Genomic DNA, 19,055 nt, shown 5'->3' with positions numbered 1-19,055 from the left:
AACTAAACATCCTTTTGGATGGTCTTATAGTTGTATTAAACCTGGCTGGCAGCATCTTGCTGCCAGCCACATCAGAGAGAGTAATATGATTATTAAAAAATTGTTTAACACACTGCTACCGACTTTACGTAAAAGTCCAGTTATGCTGCTCGCAACAGGTGCGTTGATGAGCGCGCCAGCATCTGCAGCAGACACCGATCTGCCAAATACATTGAAAGTGTGTGCAGCAAGTAACGAATTACCGTACTCAAATGCTCAAGAAGAAGGCTTTGAGAACGATATCGCCAAAATTCTCGGTCGCACCATGGATATGCCGGTTGAGTTTGTTTGGTCTGATAAGGCGGCAATCTTTCTGGTTACAGAACATTTACTGAAAAATGACTGTGATGTCGTCATGGGTGTTGATACTGATGATCCTCGTGTCGCAACAAGTGATCCGTATTACACCTCAGGTTATGTCTTTATTTATCGTGATGATAAAAATTTGGACATTACCAGCTGGGAAAGCCCAGATCTTCAAAAAGTGAACAAATTTGTCATGCTGCCAGGCAGCCCGTCAGAAGTGATGCTTCGGGAGATTGGCAAGTATGAAGGCAACTTTAACTACAGCAAATCATTATATGGATTTAAATCGCCACGTAATAAGTATATTCGCTTAGATCCAAGAAACCTCATCGGTGAACTGGAGACTAATAAAGGCGATATTGCTCATTTGTGGGCACCGGAAGTTGCACGTTATGTTGAAAGTGCCAATGTGCCGCTAACAATGGTGATGTCTGAAGAAATTGCTGATACGGGGGACGGTGAAGGTGTCCGTCAACATTACCCACAATCAGTCGCTGTTCGTACAGATGATGAACAATTGCTTCAGGCCATAAATCGAGCACTCAACGAGGCAGCACCGCAAATTACAGCAGTGCTTGAAAAAGAAGGTGTGCCGTTGTTATAGGCTCCTTCACTAAATGATTTGATAGGTAGTATAAAAATATGAAAAATAATTCGAAATTTTCTCTTAATAAGCTGGCCGCAGCACTGAGTATTGGTGTTGTAACAGCAGTCGGTGTCATTCCAACCCAAGCTGAAGCGCAGGTGACCTTTCGTAATGCAATTTCAGGAGAGGTAATCGACTTTTCCTTTGGTAAAAAAGGCGAAGAAACGGAAGCTGTAAAGCATTTTAAATCTACAGCTGAAAACCTGTACAACGGTGATGAAGAAGCTATCAAAATGGGTGAAGACCTGTTTGCAACAGCTTGTTCAGGCTGTCATGGTCACAACCTTGAAGGTAAGCTTGGCCCAGCCTTGGGTGATGATTATTGGACATACACTCAAGGTCGTACTGATAAAGGTATTTTTGAAATTATGTACGATGGTGCCCGTTCGATGATGGGGCCTCAGCGTAACAACCTGAGCATTGATGAAATGCTTCATGTTATGGCATTTATCCGGAGTTCTTACTGGGGCAAACCTGAAAATGCACTGTGGATTCCAGAAGAGCAACGTGCTGAATTTGAACCTGCTGAAATGCCAGAAGAGTTCAAGGAAGCCATGGAAGAATTTAATAAACGGAACAAATAGTTCACCGAATATTGATCACCGGCCTAAAGTAATCTCATTTGGGCTTATGGCCGGCCGGTAGTCATTATGTTGTAAAAAAACCTAAAGGAGAGAACCATGCAAAAATTGAAAACACTTGCATTAACTGGCGCAACAGCCATGCTGTTTAGCCTGGGTGCACCTGCTATCGCTTATGACGGCACTAACTGTAAAGGTGATGGCAACTGCTGGGAAGCTAAACCTGGCTACCCAGATAAAATCAAAGGCTCTAAATACGATCCAAAACACAGCAAAACAGAGCTTGAAAAACAAACGACTTCTATGGAAGCAATGGAAGAACGTAACGCAAAACGCGTTGAAAACTTCAAAAAAACGGGTAAGTGGTCTTACTAAGCCCAAAAATGAGGCCAGCAAAGCTGCTGGCCTCTCTTTCAACCCTCGGATACCACTTTTATGAACCGCACCACCCCTTCGCACGAAACACAACTTTCTGATTGGCAAAAACACGCTCAAGCTTTCAAAGAAACCATTCAAAGCACGGTCATAGGTCAGGATGATGTAATTCACTTACTGACTGTTGCCGTTTTTTGTCGTGGTCATGTGTTACTTGAGGGTGATGTTGGTGTCGGTAAAACCACGCTTCTCCGCAGCGCAGCAGAATGCATCGGTGGTGACTTTGAACGCATTGAAGGTACCATCGACTTAATGCCACACGATTTGGTCTATTACACTCACATCGACCAGAATGGCAAGCCTGCAGTTAGCCCAGGACCACTTTTAAAGCATGGTGATAAATTATCCATTTTCTTTTTCAATGAAATAAATCGTGCACGTCCCCAAATGCATTCTTTGCTACTTCGGGTGATGGCAGAGCGCAGTGTGAGCGCCTTTAATAAGCCTTACTACTTCCCGCATTTGCAGGTCTTTGCTGACCGTAATCGTATTGAAAAAGATGAAACTTTCGAATTACCCGCTGCAGCCCGGGACCGGTTCATGATGGAACTGTTGGTTCGCCGTCCCGAGTCAGAGCAACAACTTAAATCGCTGATGTTTGATACCCGCTATTATGATGCGGATAAACTGGTAGCGAACACGACACGCGCCGTTCTGCCCTATGAAGAGTTGAATGATTTTGCCGCTGTCATCCAATCATCCGTACAAACCAGTGATGCGCTTCAACATTATGGTTACCAGCTTTGTGAAGCGCTTCGTTCGCCCGCTAACTTTGGTATCAGTATTGCTGACACAGATACAAAAAATTTAATACAAGGCGGTATGGGTCCCCGGGGCATGATTTATCTGGCACAGGCTTCAAGAGCGCAAGCCTGGTTATCGGGACGTGACTATGTGATCCCTGAAGATTTTCATGTTGTGCTCACAGCGATTGCGAAGCATCGTATTTTCCTGAATCCGGTATACAAGCATCAGCAAGACACGCTGATTAATGAATTAATTACTGCCGTACTGAATGCCGTCGCCTGTCCATGAATGCTGTAACTATCGAGCAAACGCCGGTATTTACCTATAAGACCGACTTTCTGCTTAATGCGCTCATGGATGGCGCACATAAAAGTCGGCGCCAAGGCCCAGGTAGTGAGTTTTACCGAAAAGCCTCTTTTCTGTCTGAGCCGAATCCTTCTCGTGTTGATTTGGCGCGCAGTCTGGTCGACCCGTTTGAAACGCTTTACGTAAAAACATTTCGACAACGCAGTGAATTGGACGTCATCACGCTCGCTGATGGTTCAAACTCAATGCTTAATGGCAATAAGCCCACATTTACAGCCAATACTTTAGACTGCATCAGTAAGTCGATTGTCGCCGAAAGTGATAAACCACATCACTTCTTACTAACAGAAAAAGTGCATCAGTTAACCGATTATGAACCAGACTGGTCAGAACTGATAACTGAGCTATCTGAACAACCAACTGTCCAGTCGGCAACCGCATTTAATGAAGTTCAGGGCAGTCTACCCTGGCAGCGCAGTTTGATTTTTTTAGTCTCTGACTTTCATTGGCCGGCCGCCCAGCTTAAATCCGTATTAACTGCATTGTCTGCACACTATGTCGTTCCGGTTATCGTGTGGGCGAACGCTGAAACTGCGGACTACCCATTGTGGCGGTTTGTTGAGGTGCAAGATGCTGAATCAGCGGAGTTACATCTTCTCTTTAATACGCCGCGCCAGCAACGTTTAATACGGCAAACCTTTATTCAAAGAAAACAGTTCCTAAACACGTTGTTCAGTGCTTATGGGTTTCGGCCACTTTGGCTGGCTGAGCCCTTTTCCGTGCAGCAGTTTAATCGATATTTTCTCGGAGAATAAAATGCAGTGGCGTTGGATTAAGGCATTATTATGCGTGGCAATGTTATCGTTAACCCTGCCAGCACTGGGAGAAGTTCCTACCGGTATTGTGAAGCAATCATTAGGTCGTGACTTTGGGGTTTTGGCTGGTGATTTAATTCGTCATGAATATATTTTACAAGTCCCGGCAGATTACGATATTGCCGAGGCATCTCTGCCTGCGACAGGTGATTTGAGCTATTGGCTGACACTACAGGATGTGCAGGTTGAGTTACTTGATAGCAATTCGGCACGAGCACTATTTCAGGTTGTTCTAATTTATCAGACTTTTTATGCACCATTGGATGTGCGTGAGCTAACTATTCCTGCCCAGACTATTCGCGCGCATCACAGTAACGGCGAAGAAATTATTCTTAGCCTGCCAGACTGGAATTTCATGATGTCACCACTGAAAGAAATTGTGCCGCGCGGCGTGGGCGCAACAGACAGTGGCTCCGCCTTTATGAAACCCTCTCTGCCACCCGTTTTACAACCACTTGCTGACAAGCAGAATCGTGTCATTGCACTCGCCATTATTGCAACACTACTTGGTTTGGCCTGGGTCGTTCTCAATGGCTGGTTATGGCAGCGTAAACAGTCGCCGTTTCAACAGGCTGCAAAAAAAATCAACAAACTCGATAAAAATCAGCAAGATGAAAAGCGGCATCTCAAAGCCTTTGAAGCAATACATCATGCATTTAACGCCGTTGCCGGACAGGTTGTGTTTACCTACCATTTGCCCTTTTTCTTTGAGAATCATCCTGAGTTTATTACTTATCAGAATGAAATCACCACCTTTTTTGAGCAATCAGATGCGTTGATGTTTGGTCAAGCTAATGACCAACAACCTACGTTAAAGGAATTGCAACAACTTGCACGGCGTCTTAGCCGGGCAGAACCATTGGTTGTACACGCATGAATCTAAGTCTGGCATATCCTTGGGTTGCTGGGCTGTTGTTGTTAGCTGCACTGCCATTAATGCGCAGCTTTTTCCGTAAAGAAACGGTCAGCTGGGCCCCCCTGCTGCCCGCACATCAAAGTTCAATTCGAATGCGCCGGTTGCTTCAAACTCTGGGCGTCATTGCTATTATCAGTAGTGTTTTAGGGCTTGCCGGATTACATCAAACGGAACAAACCCTATTACGTACTGGAAATGGCGCACATATTGTCTTTGTACTTGACCGAAGCGGCAGTATGAACGAAACCTTTGGTGGCAATGTCCCCGACGAAACGACTCCAGCCAAACGTGAGATTGCGCACAACCTGTTATCCAAGTTTGTGGATAAACGGCCCCATGATCTGTTTGGCGTAGTTGGCTTCACAACGCAGCCTTTTTTTATCAGTCCATTGACAGAGCATAAGTCCTTTACCCAGGCTGCTATTGATAGTTTACAAAGCCCTGGGCTCGCTTTTACAAATGCGGCTAAGGGGCTGGGTATGGGACTACGTTTTTTTGAAGATCAACCTCATACCGGGTCACGGGTTATTGTGCTGGTTTCAGATGGAGCGGCAACGTTGGATCATCGTGCCCAACGTGTATTACGCGAATGGTTCGAGCGTTATCAGGCCAGCTTGTACTGGTTTTTCCTGCGTACTGAAAATGGCTTGGGTATTAATTCAACACCGGACTCTTCTCGAGATGATAATCCCCGCGTTATGCCAGAACGCTATCTGGACAAGTTTTTTAGCAGTCTGCCTGTGAAATATCGGGCCTATGAAATTGATACGGAAGCATCCTTACAGGCTGCTGTTGATGAATTGGACGAATTAGAAAACATGCCGTTAACTTATGAGGAACAAATTCCACGGCGTCCTCTCCATACCCCATTATTCATCCTGGCATTCCTATGTCTCGCCGGCCTGACTGTAGCCAAGTTTCTGGAGCATAAACCATGATACTGCGTCGAAGTACTCTTACCACTGTCTGCGGTTTCCTGCTATTACTCGCGCTTGGTGCCTTGCTGTGGCAATCCTTTGAGCTCTATCAAGCGCAACGTACCAATAAACAGATAAGGATGATCAATCAGGAAACGCTACCTGATCCGGCCAGGCTCAATATGCAGTCGGCCATGGTGCGCATTGCCTATGCCTACAAACAAGCTGAATTACTTTTGGTTGACGAAGCGGTAGAAACGTACAGTGGTACAGAACGTTTTGCTGATGAGAATGAAAAACGGCAAATTTACTACAATTTAGGCAATCTTTATCTGATTCAGGCTATCGAAATGGCCGAAAATCTCTCTGTTGATCGGGCGACTGCCATGGCCGACGTGGCTAAAGATTTCTTCCGTTCAGCCTTAGTCATCGATCCGGATTTTTGGCTGGCAAAATACAATTACGAAGCGGCACAACGTTTATCACGCGATTTACCGCTCGGTGAAGCCAGGGTACTGGAAGAAAGCCAAGAGAAAAGTGATGAGCTCTGGTCAGCAATGCCCGGATTTCCGATAGGTCTGCCATGAACGCTATGCTACGTTCTCGCTGGCTAATGTTAGCGGCTCTGATTTTGATGGGCCTGGCGATTGTGATGCCTGATTTGCCGTTTCCCGGCAAAAAATTTGATTATTTCATGTTGGTTGATATTACTCGCAGCATGAATGTGCGTGATTATCAGGGCGCTTCGGGGAACCCAATCAGTCGATTAGATAAAGTTAAAGCAGATATGCTGGAGACAATTCGCGGACTGCCATGTGGTTCTCGTGTTGGTATTGGCATTTTTACCGAGCGCACTCCAACCATGCTTTATACACCGGTGGAGATATGTAAAGACTTTACTGAGTTAAGAGAGACCATCAACCGAATTGACTGGCGGATGGCTTGGGTGGCAGACAGCAATATCATGCTGGCTTTGGAAAACAGTATTCAATTAGTTCGAACCCTGTCGCTTGAAGACAATACCTTATTGTTTTTTACCGATGGTCATGAAGCGCCACCGATTAATCCACGCTATCAGCCTGACTTGCGCGAACTACAGTTTGGCAATGAAGAACAACCCCGCACCCCGGTGAAAGGACTCATCATCGGAACAGGTGACACAGCACTGAGCCGGATTCCTAAGTATGATGAGGACGGTAATCAAATCGGTTTTTATACCGCACAAGATGTGCCACATAACACGACATTTGGCTTGCCGGAAGATCCTGAAAAAATTGAAGGTTATGTTCCTCGGAATGCGCCTTGGGGTAAAAATAAACAAACAGGCAGTGAACATCTCTCCAGTGTGCGTATTGAGTATCTTGAGGAATTGGCTGAAAAAGCCGGTATGCATTTTCACCACCTGCAAGATTCAGCCATGTTATTAGAAGCGATGACGCATTCAGATTTTGCCAGACCACAAGTGAGAAAAACGGATTTGAGCGCGATTCCTGCCGCATTGAGTCTGCTACTTCTTATCATGGCCTATATTCCAGCATTGCGAATGCCATCGTGGTTGCGGAAAATTCGCATGAAAAACCTCGCTTAGATTTAAGATCCTGATCTGATTTTTTATTTTGATCGGGTGAAACTCTTTCGTGGCATAACGGGTCAATTCTCCATAAGCATAACACCGAGGGTTATATGAACTATCGTTACCTTTTAGCAACGTTTTTTTCTACCAGTTTATTGCTTTCAGCTGGCGGCGCAGCTTGGTCTGCTGAAAAATCGATCGCAGACTTTGTGAATTTCGCCGAAATTCCTGATGAAGACTGTGAGAAAAAAGGGGGGTTGCGTATTGTTGTGCAAAACCTGCATGACAAGGAGGTTATCGACATGCACTTGGATCGTTTCTTTTCTGACGTAAGACAAGGGGGTCGATCCATGTTTGCTTTAGCACCACGCACTCAGCAACCATTGGGCTGCAGCAAAGTATTTGAAGCCAGACAGCATTGGGAATTAGTGAGCGCTGAAGCTGTCACTCGGGACCATGCCAATGCCCGATATGGAGAAATTTATGGCGTGGCAATTTCTGAATAAAGCACGTTATTTAATCGGTGTAGTAGTTTGCTCCACATCGGTCACGATGCTCAGCGCCTGCAGTGATGAGCCTGAAATCAGCGCTATTGAGGGCGAGGATTACGCGGCAGTTAAGCCTATCCCGCAATATCTGCAACAAGGTATGCCTGATTATGTCCCACCGGAAATGTTATCCGTTGGGGATCTGACCGCACCAGAAGACTGGTTATTATCGCTTTACCTTGAACAAAACCCGGATGCCAATCGACAAGCTAGCTTTTATACCAGTCGCTTTGAAAAAATTACACCTTACGTACACGATACTCCGCGAGTAATTGCTAACCGTACCGTACAAATCAGTAATCAGTTGAATGAACAAGGTATTGAAGCAGATGTTGATGAGCTACTCACTGATTTTGCCAATCACATTGATAGTACCTCTCACCAGTATGTTTATGGCGATTTGTGTGCACAGTATGTCACGTTGAGAAGGCAAAATTTGTCACATGCCGACGCCATTGTTCATTTGTTCGATAACAAGCCTGCGACCACACCATGAAAACCCTAGTTGAACAGTTATTTATCTGGGCGGTCACTTTAAGTGGCTATCCCGACCCGGATATGCGACCAAACATCACTGCTCTGCCAACTAAAACGATTATGGATGAGGTGTGTGGCGGTGTTCTTTGTAATGCGGTTGCTTACTACGATGCCGATACAGAAACCATTTTTTATAATGAGAATATGGATTTCAGTACCGATCATTATGATCGAAGTTTTCTGGTGCATGAAATGGTACATTTTCTTCAGCACAAGCAAGGTAAGTTGTCAGCAACAGGCATGTCTTGCCAAGAGAGAATTGCATTAGAACAAAAAGCCTACCAGATTCAATTGTTCTTTTTAAAAGAGCATAAACAGCAAACCTATGATACTGAAATGGCGCTGGCCATGTTGCCCAGCGCCTGCCAACAACCTGATTCGTAACTTAGTTATTTTTTCAATAAGTCACGAATCTCTGTTAATAACAGCTCTTCTTTAGATGGCTCAGGCGGTGCCTTAGGCGCCGCTTCTTCTTTGCGTTTCATTGAATTCATCACTTTCACCGCCACAAAAATGGCCAACGCAATAATCAGGAAATCAATGATGGTTTGAATAAACTGACCATAAGAAATTAATACGGCAGGCGTATCGCCAACCGCGTCTTTGAGTACTATCGCGAGATCTTTAAAATCAACCCCGCCCAGCATTAAGCCGATTGGCGGCATGATAATATCCGACACCAGTGATGAGACGATTTTGCCAAAAGCCGCACCAATGATAATACCGACCGCCATATCGACAACATTGCCACGTAAGGCGAATTTCTTGAATTCCTGCATCATACTCATTTGACTCTCCTGAAAAATGGGATACCGCGTTATTTTTATAACAAAAAAAGAGGCAAAAAGGTAAAAGACTTTTCAAGGTTCCACAGGACTGAGAATGCCCGTCAATGCCTCATTCAAGATCGCTTGTTCAACCTGGACACGTTGAAACGCCCGGGCTGGAATACGAATGACCAGATGAATTTCATCAGCTTCCGGTACTTGCAGGGTGACACGCGGCTCGACAGAGGGTACTTCGACACCACGATGACGACTAATCTGGTTCATGTAGTTGCGCACTTCTTCCAAGTAAGGCTGACAATGTCGCTGAGCCGCCTTTAAAAAGGCCTTTTGGGCTGCCTGCCAATCATCTTCGCGTTTGAACGGCACCGTAAATACATGTAGCGTGTAATCGTTGGTATAGCTTTCATTAATCACTGGCTCAGCAACAAAGATGGCATTTGGTAATACCACCAGTCGCCCAGTTCGCTGATGAATAAGCTGACCCGGCCCAACTTCGAGAATCGTCGTTGCCAGCAGGTTCTGATCGATAACATCACCGCGAAATTCCTTGACCTGAATTCTATCGCCGATAGTGAAGGATCCTGCCCCGGTTTTCAAAAGCGACCCCATGACACACAGGATCAACTCTTTCGTCGCCACCACAAACGCAACGGCAATCGCCACCACGGACAACGCCAAGGTGCGTAATTCCTGACCCCAAATAAATATCAAACCCAGCGCCATAAACAGAATCAGACCATTGCGTGACTGCACCAACCACCGGCGACGCAATTCATAAGATTCGATTTTTTGCCTTATAAACCGGGCAGCCAGTGCACGCAATATCAGTACAGCGGTGATCAAGATGACACTGCTGATAATCAGGCCAATCAACGAATCAGACACAACAATCTCACTTGGTAAATTTAACGACAAAGCATCGAGTGACTCAAACATCACCTATTCCATTTGCTCTATCTGCAGCTCAGGCATAGCGTGGTGCAAACATAATAACAGCCATTCCGAGCAAAGCCAGAAAGCCACCAAGGAGGTCCCACTGGTTTGGCTTAATCCCGTCAACTGCCCACAACCAGCATAATGCCGTGAATATATAAACACCGCCATAGGCAGCATAAGCACGACCACTCGCAACAGGATGCAGGGTGAGTAACCAGACAAAAACACTCAAGCTTATCGCTGCAGGAATTAACAGCCAGATTGATTTATCCTGCTTTAGCCAGAGATAAGGCAAATAGCAACCGAGGATTTCAGCTAATGCCGTGGCAAAAAATAAGCCAAACGTTTTTAACTCGAACATCAATATGGATCCGTTTTACTAAATGGCCAGCGTAACCTATCGCACAATATCATTGTACGATAAGCATGCCGTTATGATGGCGTTGTTATCTTATTTGGCAGAAAGTAGGAAATCCAGGCAACAATTGCAATAAATATCGCGGAGATCGCAAGACACATTTCTAGTCCATATGACTGAAATAACCAACCTGATAAGACAGTGCCAATGAGCCGGCCCATGGCATTTGCCATGTAATAAAAACCGACATCTAAAGAAACCCCCTGCGCATCAGCAAAACTGACAATCAGATAGCTGTGTAATGCGGAGTTAATGGCAAATAAGACACCAAAAATCATCAACCCGATAAGCAGAGATCCTACCGGATACCAATCCGCATACAACGCTATCGCGATAGCTGCAGGGATGAGAGAAAGAATCAACGCCCAAAAAAGCGCATGACTTGATGTAGAGTCGTTTGACGAAGTCTTACCCGTTATTTTTGGTGCCACACTTTGTACAAAACCATAACCAATCACCCATATCGCCAAGAATCCACCAACATACCAATGATTCCAGCCAAGTTGCGTCGATAAATATACGGGCAAGGCGACAACAAACCAAATATCACGAGCACTAAACAAAAAAAGTCGAGCCGCTGACAGAATATTCACAGAACGACTTTTAGAAAATATTTGTGAAAATTTAGGTTTATATTTGGCACGCCCCATTTCTTTATTTAATGCAACAAGACTAAAGAGCCAAACGGCAAATAAGCCCAAAGCCATAAACAATATCGCTGCTTTAAAACCGATGAGAGTCAATAAGGCGCCGCCCAAAAAAAAGCCAACGCCCTTGAGCGCATTTTTAGATCCCGTCAGTATTGCAACCCAGCGATACAACTTGTCCTGAGCATCATCTGGCACCAAAAGTTTGATCGCACTTTTGGCACTCATTTTATTTAAATCTTTGGCAATGCCCGATAAGGCCTGTGCAGCCATCACCCACATTACCGTCAGGTTTTCATTGGGGACTAACAACATTGATAGGGCTAAAATCTGTATAAAAAGCCCAATATTCATGGTTTTGTTAAGGCCATATTTTGCGCCAAGCCAGCCACCAACTAAATTCGTTACCACACCAAAAAACTCATAAAACAAAAACAGCATGGCAATTTCGAGCGGACTGTAACCCAGGGCATAAAAATGCAATACGACCAACATCCGTAATGCACCATCTGTCAGCGTAAATGCCCAATAATTTCCAGTAACAATCAAGTACTGGCGAATTTCAACCGATAACCGAGACAAGGCCGTCATCGCTGCTAAGCCTCTAAATCTGATAAGCCGACTAATTTCATCAACTCTACCGTCCGATTAGCGTAACCCCATTCATTGTCATACCAGGTATAAATTTTGACTTGGGTTTCATTGATTACCATTGTCGATAAGGCGTCAACGATACTGGAGCGCGAATCGCCTTTATAATCAATCGAAACCAGTGGCCGCGTCTCATAACCTAGAATGCCGTTGAGATTGGTTTCTGCTGCCTGTTTTAAATAACCATTTACCGCTGACACCGTGGTCTTTTTTTCGACTTCAAAAACACAATCCGTCAATGACGCATTGGTCAGTGGCACACGCACAGCATGGCCATTTAATCGTCCCGTCAGTTCAGGAAAAATCGCAGTAATAGCCTTGGCCGATCCCGTTGTGGTTGGTATCAAACTGCTTCCGCAAGCGCGGGCTCGTCTTAAGTCTTTATGTGGTGCGTCGATAATTGTCTGTGTATTCGTCACATCATGAATGGTCGTAATAGCACCATGCTTAATGCCTAAATTTTCATGAATTACCTTTACAACCGGTGCCAAAGAGTTGGTCGTGCAGGACGCTGCAGTCACAATACGGTGATGGGATTTCTCATATTTGTCATCATTTACGCCCATCACCACATTCAAGACACCGTCTTCTTTGACTGGCGCTGTGACAACGACACGTTTTACGCCTTGCTGTAAATAGGCCTGCAGCGTGGCTTTATTTTTCATTTTACCGCTGGCTTCTATCACCACATCACAAGCTGACCAGTCGGTCTCATTAATCGTGGTATTTCTTGTACAACGAAGACGCGTTTCATTAATAACGATGTACTCCCCTTCAGCTTTTGCCTCAAACTGCCAGCGCCCTTGAACAGAGTCAAAGTTCAACAAATGAGCCAAGGTTTCTGTATCTCCTGCCGGATCATTAATCTGCACAAACTCGACTTCTGGCCAAGTAAATGCTGCCCGTAACGCTAATCTTCCAATTCGGCCAAAGCCATTTATTCCAACTTTAATACGCATATTTACCTACTTGATATTGTTCATTTAAAAAATTTAGATGTTGAGGTAAGGTCAATGCCTTAGGGCGAGCAGATTGCACTAATGCTTTTACTTGATCCCAGTGATAACCACACTCAAGTAATAAAACGGCTGCAATTAACCCAGTTCGTCCAGAGCCGCCGCGGCAGTGGATGACGATAGTTTCACGTTGTTGGATATGTGAAATTAACGTTGACTTGACGCCCGACAATAACGCCAAAAACGCCTGATCTGGCTTTGCGTTATCTTTGACTGGTAACTGAAACCATTGCAGCCCATTTGTAACAACTTGTTGACCAAGTTCAGGGACCTGTAAACTGGCCATTTCTTCATCAGGTAACACCGTCACAACCACCGAGGCCCCTGCCTTTACGAACGTTTGCAGTGCATCACCCATTGACGCCTCTTGTGTGCCCGGACACGATGTAAACAAAAATCGGCCACCATTTGGTAAAGAAACAACGGTAAAGGGGTGTAGTTGTGCCATTCGAACCGTACTCATGTTACTCACAGCATTGCTGCTCAGGCCGATTCGCCTTTTCTGTAAGTCGTTGATTATGCTTATTGATAAAATCGCGGTTTTGCTCAGCCGTCATCGCCAGTATCGACTTTGTCCAATCCGGTAACGCTGGATTTATCCGATAAAAAACCCACTGTCCCTGCCGTCTATCAAGCAACAGGCCGCATTTTCTAAGTTGTGCCAAATGTCGAGAAACTTTCGGTTGCGTCTCATCCAAAGCGTTCATTAATTCGCAGACACATAATTCACCATGGAGTTGAACCAATATCAGACACCGCAAACGGGTGCCGTCTGCAAGGCATTTATAAAAAGTTAACGGGTTCATCATTCCTCTTGTTTTTACACTTTCTAAGCGATTGTTTTTTTATGCAATTATTTAATAATGAAGTGTTTATTTATCAATAAGCACCGGCTTTTAATATATGGTAAAACAGATATGTTTCATTTGCGTGACGGGCGAACTGTGAGTGACCATCTAACGCTATTTTCTAACCGAAAATAAAGATCACCGACAAGATATATGTTTTCCCATATATCTTAAACCGAGCAAAGCTTCTAGACAAACCTCAGCTCTTGTTTTGAGACCATGACCCAAGCTTTAGCGTAAGCTGCACAAGTTGCTTGCTTGCGCAGCAAACCGGTATATTCTTTTTGATTAGATAGTATTAAAGAGGAGAAGATCGCCTCTACGAAAGGCAGTTATGATCGGTGCCCAAAATGGCAACAAACAGGTGGGGGGGGGGAACTAACTTTAAACTAGATCACGCTTTATACAGTGATAAATAACACGAAAAACTATTTTTTTGATTTGAACAAAGCGAGGAAAGAGTGGTGGCTATGCCTAGATTCGAACTAGGGACCCCATCATTATGAGTGATGTGCTCTAACCAACTGAGCTACATAGCCACGAAGCCGAGTATTTTACGATGCTAAACAGCAAATATCAATCATTCTCTACTTGGTCATAGCCAATCACTGACCTTGATGCCAAAACCGATACTGTTAGTGTGCGCATTATAATCGATCAAACTCTCACCATAACCATTAAACCACTGCACATAACCCTGGAGTCTATCGGTTAATGGGAAGGTCCAGCCTAACTGTATAGCGCCATAATTTTCACCAAAATCGAGGTTATTACGCAGAATCATTTCAAAACTGTGGTCTTCAAGCTTGTAATAAGCGCCCAACTCGAAGTTACCCATATACTCATCAATATCCGGGTTATCATCATTGTCAGCACTTTCCGCAATCCGTAGCCAAGGCTTGAAGGATAAATACCAGTCACCGCGCTCAAAAATAAAGTCTGCGTAAGCGCGATTCCAGCTCCGGGACAATGCACCAGACTGACCATTGGACTGATGACTGATGCCGGTGCGAATCACGGAATTTTTCCAACCAAATAACTCAAAATCATTGCCGAATGAAAGCCAGGCTTCCGGCTCATGATTGGAGTCTCGAAACGGCGCTGAACCATCTTTATTGAATTGTTGCCAGAATGAACGATTGGTGTAGGCAACAAACAAATCCGCACGCTGATTAAATAAACCTCTGACTAACGGCATTTTCAAGCTGATTTGGAATTTGGTTTCCCAAGGCTGAAAGTTATAGTCTCTGTTGGGATCATCCTGTTCAAATGGTGTCTCATGTGTTGAGGATAGATTGTTGGCAAAAATAATGTAGTTTGGTTTGTGCGGCATTAATGCAAAAGGATTACGAGCCTGCGTTTTCTCCAATAACACGCGACGTGATACGGCAGAGCCATCTTCGGTAGCAATGGTATTTTCTTCCAGCGTTACTTCAATGTTTTGCGGTTCAGCAGCAACGTTGGCAACTTCATCTGCTGCTTTTTCATTAATCGGTTCAGCCAAATCTAGCTGGCGCTCAGCAGCACATAACTGCCTCACCTCACCGATGGTCATGGTGTCATCGACAATACCGATTTGCGTCAATATGCACTTATCCATTGCATTATCAGCGAACGCCGATAATGGCAGAGCCAACAAAGCTCCGAAAACACAACCTCTGGCAAACATAACCGCTTCCCTAAAAGACGATGTCAGTGTGCAGGCAAAAAACCTGCCACGCAAATGGCTTACACGTTAAATCTGAAATGCATCACATCACCATCTTTGATGACATAATCTTTGCCCTCAAGACGCCATTTACCGGCATCTTTAGCGCCTTGTTCTCCATTGAACTGCACAAAATCGTCGTAACCAATCACTTCGGCGCGAATAAAGCCCTTTTGAAAATCAGTGTGTATCACACCCGCACCCTCTGGCGCGGTGGCACCGATTTCGACTGTCCAGGCCCGAACCTCTTTGACACCGGCTGTAAAATAAGTGTGTAACCCCAGCAAGCTGTATCCACTCCGAATGACCCGATTCAAACCTGGTTCTTCCAGCCCCAACTCAGCCAAAAACTCGGCTTTGTCTGCGTCTGCCAAATCGGCAATCTCTGCTTCAATACTGGCACAAATAATTACGACAACCGCATTTTCCTGCTCAGCCAATGTCTTCACGGCATCTAACGCCGGATTATTTTCAAAGCCATCCTCTGCGACATTGGCAATATACATCGTTGGTTTGATGGTTAGCAGATGCAGTCCTGACATCAGACCCAGTTGGTCTGCATCAAGTTGCATTGCCCGCACAGGTTGGCCGCCATCAAGATGATCTCTAACCTGTTCCAGTAAGGTTAAACGCAGCTTTGCTGTTTTATCGCCACTTTTGGCTTCTTTCGCGGTTTTTAAAATCGCTTTTTCGACTGACTCAAGATCCGCCAACGCCAACTCTGTATTAATGACTTCAATATCATCTAAGGGAGAGACCTTACCCGCCACATGGACGACATTGTCATCATCAAAGCAACGTACGACATGAGCAATCGCATCGGTTTCACGGATGTTTGCCAAAAACTTGTTACCCAAGCCTTCGCCCTTAGAGGCACCTGCAACCAGACCGGCAATATCCACAAACTCCATCGTTGTTGGCAGGAGTTTCTGTGGATTCACAATCTCAGCCAACTTGGTTAGCCGTGGATCGGGTACCGGTACAATGCCGACATTAGGCTCAATCGTACAAAACGGATAATTTTGTGCTTCAATGCCTGCCTGTGTCAGCGCATTAAATAAGGTCGACTTGCCGACATTTGGCAGTCCAACAATGCCGCATTTGAATCCCATAATAATGTCCTACAGAGAGTGTAGCCAGTTCATGGCTTTATCAAGTTGATTATTGAACACATCCGGTAATGCCTGAATCGCGGCATCAATACCGTGCATAATCTGCTGACGATCGTCGGGAGAGGGTCTGCTCAACACATAGTCTGAGACTTGTCTGCTATTTCCTGGATGACCGATTCCAATCCGGCAACGTAAAAAATCTTTTTGCCCGCCAAGTTGAGCAATAATATCGCGCAAGCCATTGTGGCCACCATGTCCCCCCGATTTTTTTAGCCGAACTGTGCCTGTGGGCAGATCCAGTTCATCATGTAAAACAACGATACGTTCGGGCGGGATTTTATAAAAATTGGCCAGTGCGGCGACAGACTGTCCACTTCGATTCATGAAAGTCAGGGGTTTCAAAAGCCAGAATTTGGCTTGAGGCATGATCTGCTGAACCAGTTCACCCTGAAACCGGTTATCCGTTTTAAACGAAAGTCCGGCTTGCTCAGCAAACTGATCCAGCATCCAAAACCCGACATTATGTCGAGTGTGTTCATATTGGGAGCCGGGATTACCCAGACCGACAATGATCCAGTTGTCCATTTACGGCTCCCTAAAGACGTTGATTAATCTTCTGATTCGTCTTCGTCTTTCGCTTCATCCGCCGCAGTGTCGTCCGCATCTTCATCTTCTACGGCGACAACACGTGGCTCGTGAATACTGACAACAGCTTGGTCATATGATGAACGCTCACCGTCTTCCAGATGCTCATCCTGGCCGTGACTTAACGCCGTTAATGACACACCTGAAGGCAAGTCCAGTTCCGATAAATGGATATATTCGTCCATTTCCAGCTTAGCCACATCGACTTCGATGTATTCCGGTAAGTCTTTAGGCAAACAAGCGATTTCAACCTCAGTAATCAAGTGAGATACTTGACCACCAGCTTTCACGCCTGGCGCTTTATCTTCATTCACGAAGTGCAACTGAACCGTCATCGTCATTTCATGCTTCGCATCGACGCGCAGAAAATCAGCGTGAATAATTTTATTGTCATTTGCTGGATGACGTTGCAGATCTTTCAAAACGACCTGATTTTTCTTGCCATCAATAACCAAATTCAGGATATGAGCATAAAAAGCTTCTTCGGCCAAATGTCGAATAAACTGGTTATGATCCAAAGAAATAGACACCGGCTTTTTTTCGGTACCGTATACAACTGCCGGCACTTTACCCGCACGACGCAGGCGGCGGCTCGCACCTTTCCCCTCGTCAGTACGTGCTTCGGCATGGACTTCAAATAAATTTTCCATCACTTTACTCCAAGACTAAAAAACGGACCAAAGTCCGTTGATAAGCCACGTTAATGTGGCATTCGCCTCCCCCGCGACCAGGTTTGGCACGCTAACCCTTACGGGTTAATCCATATACAAAGAGCTCACAGACTCTTCGTTACTAATTCTATACATCGCCTCCGCCAGCATTTCAGCAATGCTTAACAAACGGATTTTGCTACAGTTCTGCGCATCGACATGAAGTGGAATCGTATCTGTCACCACTAACTCATCCAATAGCGACCGACTGATATTATTCACCGCCGGTCCCGATAATACCGGATGCGTGCAATAGGCAACGACACGGTTAGCACCATGTTCTTTTAATGCCGCCGCTGCCGCGCAGAGTGTCCCGGCGGTATCCACCATGTCATCCACCATGACACAGGTGCGATTTTCAACATCACCGATAATATTCATCACTTTGGCAACATTGGCGCGTGGACGGCGCTTATCGATAATCGCCAACTCAACATCCATATGTTTGGCTAGCGCCCGGGCACGCACCACCCCGCCGACATCTGGTGAAACCACAACCAGGTCATCGTATTTGTGTTTCCAAATATCGCCGAGCAAAACTGGAGACGCATACACATTATCCACCGGACAATCAAAAAAGCCCTGGATTTGATCGGCATGCAGATCTACCGTCAACACCCGATCAGCGCCGACGCCGGTCAGCATATTTGCAACTACTTTTGCAGTGATAGCGACACGTGCCGATCTCGGTCTTCGATCTTGGCGTGAATACCCGAAATAGGGAACAACCAATGTAATCCGTTTCGCCGATGCACGTCTGATGGCGTCTGTCATCACCATCAGCTCCATCAGATTATCATTTGTGGGCATACAGGTGGGCTGCACAATAAACACGTCTTTACCGCGCACATTGTCCAGAATCTCAACCATGATTTCACCGTCGCTGAACTTCTCAACGGTGGCTTTACCAAGGGTAATATTCAGAAAACTGGTGATGCTCTCAGCAAGCCTGCGATTCGCATTGCCCGTGAAGACCATCATATTGTCATCAGCGTTACGCTGCTGTAATTGGAGGATTCGGTTTTGCGTCACAAGTAGAGCTGCCGAGTTAAGTCAAAAACCAAAAGAGTATGGCTGGGGTACCAGGATTCGAACCTGGGAATGGCGGGATCAAAACCCGCTGCCTTACCACTTGGCTATACCCCAACAG

General features: G+C 45.4%; 24 protein-coding genes and 2 tRNA genes. 12 read left to right on the top strand and 14 right to left on the bottom strand.

All coding sequences use genetic code 11. The features are described from left to right. Positions 1-85: 85 nt before the first annotated feature. The 12 genes from moxJ (at position 86) to Q7C_RS10145 (ending at position 8,810) form a co-directional block, all read left to right on the top strand. Positions 86-949 (top strand): methanol oxidation system protein MoxJ, encoded by an 864-nt coding sequence (gene moxJ / locus Q7C_RS10200; RefSeq protein WP_014704679.1) that lies wholly within the window; start codon positions 86-88, stop codon positions 947-949. 38 nt (positions 950-987) lie between these two features. Next, positions 988-1,575 (top strand): cytochrome c(L), periplasmic, encoded by a 588-nt coding sequence (gene moxG / locus Q7C_RS10195; protein ID WP_014704678.1) that lies wholly within the window; start codon positions 988-990, stop codon positions 1,573-1,575. A gap of 96 nt (positions 1,576-1,671) precedes the next feature. Further along, on the top strand, positions 1,672-1,947 hold the full coding sequence (locus Q7C_RS10190) for a methanol dehydrogenase [cytochrome c] subunit (protein WP_014704677.1): 276 nt from the start codon (positions 1,672-1,674) through the stop codon (positions 1,945-1,947). Between the two features lie 60 nt (positions 1,948-2,007). Continuing rightward, positions 2,008-3,042, top strand: a complete 1,035-nt coding sequence (locus Q7C_RS10185; protein WP_014704676.1) for an AAA family ATPase — start codon at positions 2,008-2,010, stop codon at positions 3,040-3,042. Continuing rightward, positions 3,039-3,875 (top strand): DUF58 domain-containing protein, encoded by an 837-nt coding sequence (locus tag Q7C_RS10180; protein ID WP_014704675.1) that lies wholly within the window; start codon positions 3,039-3,041, stop codon positions 3,873-3,875. The genes Q7C_RS10185 and Q7C_RS10180 overlap by 4 nt, the downstream gene beginning before the upstream one ends. A gap of 1 nt (position 3,876) precedes the next feature. Continuing rightward, complete coding sequence (locus Q7C_RS10175; RefSeq protein ID WP_014704674.1) at positions 3,877-4,812, top strand: hypothetical protein; 936 nt, start codon at positions 3,877-3,879, stop codon at positions 4,810-4,812. Then, positions 4,809-5,789 (top strand): vWA domain-containing protein, encoded by a 981-nt coding sequence (locus tag Q7C_RS10170; RefSeq protein WP_014704673.1) that lies wholly within the window; start codon positions 4,809-4,811, stop codon positions 5,787-5,789. The genes Q7C_RS10175 and Q7C_RS10170 overlap by 4 nt, the downstream gene beginning before the upstream one ends. Next, positions 5,786-6,355: a hypothetical protein gene (locus tag Q7C_RS10165; RefSeq protein ID WP_014704672.1), complete on the top strand. Its 570-nt coding sequence runs from the start codon at positions 5,786-5,788 to the stop codon at positions 6,353-6,355. Before Q7C_RS10170 ends, Q7C_RS10165 begins: the two co-directional genes overlap by 4 nt. Next, a complete protein-coding gene (locus Q7C_RS10160; protein ID WP_238532310.1) occupies positions 6,352-7,356 on the top strand; it encodes a vWA domain-containing protein in 1,005 nt (334 codons plus the stop codon). The genes Q7C_RS10165 and Q7C_RS10160 overlap by 4 nt, the downstream gene beginning before the upstream one ends. A 95-nt stretch (positions 7,357-7,451) precedes the next feature. Beyond that, complete coding sequence (locus Q7C_RS10155; RefSeq protein WP_014704670.1) at positions 7,452-7,847, top strand: hypothetical protein; 396 nt, start codon at positions 7,452-7,454, stop codon at positions 7,845-7,847. Continuing rightward, complete coding sequence (locus Q7C_RS10150; protein ID WP_014704669.1) at positions 7,825-8,385, top strand: hypothetical protein; 561 nt, start codon at positions 7,825-7,827, stop codon at positions 8,383-8,385. Before Q7C_RS10155 ends, Q7C_RS10150 begins: the two co-directional genes overlap by 23 nt. Then, positions 8,382-8,810, top strand: a complete 429-nt coding sequence (locus Q7C_RS10145) for a hypothetical protein (RefSeq protein ID WP_014704668.1) — start codon at positions 8,382-8,384, stop codon at positions 8,808-8,810. The genes Q7C_RS10150 and Q7C_RS10145 overlap by 4 nt, the downstream gene beginning before the upstream one ends. Before the next feature lie 5 nt (positions 8,811-8,815). Here the strand turns inward: Q7C_RS10145 and mscL are convergent, their stop codons facing one another. The 14 genes from mscL to Q7C_RS10075 all read right to left on the bottom strand — a co-directional run bounded on the left by mscL (position 8,816) and on the right by Q7C_RS10075 (position 19,051). Then, positions 8,816-9,214 carry a large-conductance mechanosensitive channel protein MscL gene (gene mscL / locus Q7C_RS10140; protein ID WP_014704667.1) on the bottom strand — a complete coding sequence of 133 codons (399 nt, stop codon included), beginning with the start codon at positions 9,212-9,214 and terminating at the stop codon, positions 8,816-8,818. A gap of 72 nt (positions 9,215-9,286) precedes the next feature. After that, positions 9,287-10,150, bottom strand: a complete 864-nt coding sequence (locus tag Q7C_RS10135; RefSeq protein ID WP_014704666.1) for a mechanosensitive ion channel domain-containing protein — start codon at positions 10,148-10,150, stop codon at positions 9,287-9,289. Between the two features lie 28 nt (positions 10,151-10,178). Then, on the bottom strand, positions 10,179-10,511 hold the full coding sequence (locus Q7C_RS10130; protein WP_014704665.1) for a YnfA family protein: 333 nt from the start codon (positions 10,509-10,511) through the stop codon (positions 10,179-10,181). A 71-nt stretch (positions 10,512-10,582) separates the two neighbouring features. Beyond that, positions 10,583-11,806, bottom strand: a complete 1,224-nt coding sequence (gene arsJ / locus Q7C_RS10125) for an organoarsenical effux MFS transporter ArsJ (RefSeq protein WP_014704664.1) — start codon at positions 11,804-11,806, stop codon at positions 10,583-10,585. A 5-nt stretch (positions 11,807-11,811) separates the two neighbouring features. Beyond that, positions 11,812-12,825, bottom strand: a complete 1,014-nt coding sequence (locus tag Q7C_RS10120) for an ArsJ-associated glyceraldehyde-3-phosphate dehydrogenase (protein ID WP_014704663.1) — start codon at positions 12,823-12,825, stop codon at positions 11,812-11,814. Then, positions 12,815-13,345, bottom strand: a complete 531-nt coding sequence (locus Q7C_RS10115; RefSeq protein WP_238532309.1) for a phosphatase domain-containing protein — start codon at positions 13,343-13,345, stop codon at positions 12,815-12,817. The genes Q7C_RS10120 and Q7C_RS10115 overlap by 11 nt, the downstream gene beginning before the upstream one ends. Position 13,346: 1 nt before the next feature. After that, on the bottom strand, positions 13,347-13,688 hold the full coding sequence (locus tag Q7C_RS10110; protein WP_014704661.1) for a metalloregulator ArsR/SmtB family transcription factor: 342 nt from the start codon (positions 13,686-13,688) through the stop codon (positions 13,347-13,349). Positions 13,689-14,192: 504 nt separating this feature from the next. Further along, positions 14,193-14,269 (bottom strand) — tRNA-Met (locus Q7C_RS10105). Positions 14,270-14,325: 56 nt separating this feature from the next. Beyond that, entirely contained in the window at positions 14,326-15,330 is a 1,005-nt protein-coding gene (locus tag Q7C_RS10100; protein WP_238532308.1) for a phospholipase A, read from the bottom strand. 128 nt (positions 15,331-15,458) lie between these two features. Then, entirely contained in the window at positions 15,459-16,550 is a 1,092-nt protein-coding gene (ychF, locus tag Q7C_RS10095; protein ID WP_014704659.1) for a redox-regulated ATPase YchF, read from the bottom strand. A gap of 9 nt (positions 16,551-16,559) precedes the next feature. Next, positions 16,560-17,135 carry an aminoacyl-tRNA hydrolase gene (gene pth, locus Q7C_RS10090; RefSeq protein ID WP_014704658.1) on the bottom strand — a complete coding sequence of 192 codons (576 nt, stop codon included), beginning with the start codon at positions 17,133-17,135 and terminating at the stop codon, positions 16,560-16,562. A gap of 23 nt (positions 17,136-17,158) precedes the next feature. Beyond that, complete coding sequence (locus tag Q7C_RS10085) at positions 17,159-17,845, bottom strand: 50S ribosomal protein L25/general stress protein Ctc (protein ID WP_014704657.1); 687 nt, start codon at positions 17,843-17,845, stop codon at positions 17,159-17,161. A 105-nt stretch (positions 17,846-17,950) separates the two neighbouring features. Continuing rightward, positions 17,951-18,886 (bottom strand): ribose-phosphate diphosphokinase, encoded by a 936-nt coding sequence (locus Q7C_RS10080; protein WP_187287384.1) that lies wholly within the window; start codon positions 18,884-18,886, stop codon positions 17,951-17,953. A 90-nt stretch (positions 18,887-18,976) separates the two neighbouring features. After that, a tRNA-Gln gene (locus tag Q7C_RS10075) sits at positions 18,977-19,051 on the bottom strand. Between the last annotated feature and the right edge of the window lie 4 nt (positions 19,052-19,055).

The sequence above is a fragment of the Methylophaga frappieri genome (genome assembly GCF_000260965.1).
In the GTDB taxonomy this organism is placed as follows: Bacteria; Pseudomonadota; Gammaproteobacteria; order Nitrosococcales; family Methylophagaceae; genus Methylophaga; species Methylophaga frappieri.
This window is presented reverse-complemented; position numbering and strand designations above follow the sequence as displayed.